General features: G+C 46.7%; 2 protein-coding genes. Both read right to left on the bottom strand.

The window, feature by feature from the left end:
* A partial coding sequence (hflX, locus tag SMIDD26_RS02395; protein ID WP_061438791.1) for a GTPase HflX occupies window positions 1-815 on the bottom strand: 815 nt, incomplete at its 3' end.
* Window positions 808-1,343 (bottom strand): tRNA (adenosine(37)-N6)-dimethylallyltransferase (locus tag SMIDD26_RS02390; protein WP_419986646.1); only part of this gene is annotated, 536 nt, incomplete at its 5' end. The genes SMIDD26_RS02390 and hflX, both read right to left, overlap by 8 nt.

Genomic DNA, 1,343 nt, shown 5'->3' with positions numbered 1-1,343 from the left:
AAGGTTGACTTAAAACTGGACACCAACTCTGTCGGCAAATCTTGGATAAAGCCAACTGTATCTGTCAAAGTTACTTGGAGATTGCCCCCCAGATGGATACTCTTAGTCGTCGCGTCCAGAGTCGCAAAGAGCTCGTCTGCCTCATACTGGGTCTTACTGGTCAAGATGTTCATGATGGTTGACTTCCCAGCATTGGTATAACCAATCAAACCAATCTTAAAGGTGCTTGACTCCAAACGTTTTTCTCTGACAGTCGCCCGATTTTTCTCAACCACCTTGAGCTGGCGCTCGATATCCGTGATTTGATTGCGAACGCTACGACGGTTCAGCTCCAGCTGGCTTTCACCAGGTCCACGGGAACCAATTCCCCCTGCCTGACGGCTGAGCATAATTCCCTGACCAACCAAGCGAGGCAAGAGATATTTGAGCTGAGCTAGGTGGACTTGGAGCTTCCCTTCATGGCTTCGAGCTCGCATGGCAAAGATATCCAAAATCAACTGCATACGGTCAATGACCTTAACACCCAGAACTTCTTCTAAATTGACATTTTGCCTTGGCGTCAGACGGTTGTTGACGATGACAGTGGTAATTTCTTCTGCATCCACCATGAGCGCAATTTCTTCCAACTTACCAGAGCCGACGAAGGTCTTGGAATCATATTTTTCACGTTTTTGTCTGTAGCTATCTACAACGACTGCACCAGCTGTCTTGGCTAGACTGGCCAATTCTTCCATAGAGAGGTCAAAATTGTCCATGCCCTGCAATTCCACACCAATGAGCAGGACTCGCTCCTCTTTTTTTTCAGTATCAATCATCTAAAAACTCCTCTATCTGACTTAAAATGCGGTCTTGTACACCAGATTCTCCAATCTGATAAAAGGTGACCTGCATGCGATTACGGAACCAGGTCAGCTGACGCTTGGCAAAACGACGAGTCGCCTGTTTGAGACTCTCACTAGCTTCCTCAAGAGTTTGCTCCCCACGGAAATATGGAAAGAGTTCCTTATAACCAATTCCCTTAGCAGCCTGCACATCTGGATAATGGTCAAAAAGCCACTTGGCCTCATCCAAAAGTCCAGCCTCAAACATCAAGTCCACGCGGTAATTGATACGCTCATAAAGTTGACTGCGCTCATCATCCAAGCAGATAATCAATGGTTCATACAAGGTCTCTTGATTTTCCAAATCCTGACCAAAATGGGCAATTTCTAAGGCACGCATAGCACGACGACGATTAAACTGGGGAATCTCAAGGCCTGCTTGGTCCACAAGATGGGCTAATTCCTCATCTGTACAAGGTTCCAAGCTAGCTCGATAGGCCAAAATCTCCTCATGGGGAGTCT

This window comes from Streptococcus mitis (genome assembly GCF_001579035.1).
Classification (GTDB): Bacteria; Bacillota; Bacilli; order Lactobacillales; family Streptococcaceae; genus Streptococcus; species Streptococcus mitis_J.
This window is presented reverse-complemented; position numbering and strand designations above follow the sequence as displayed.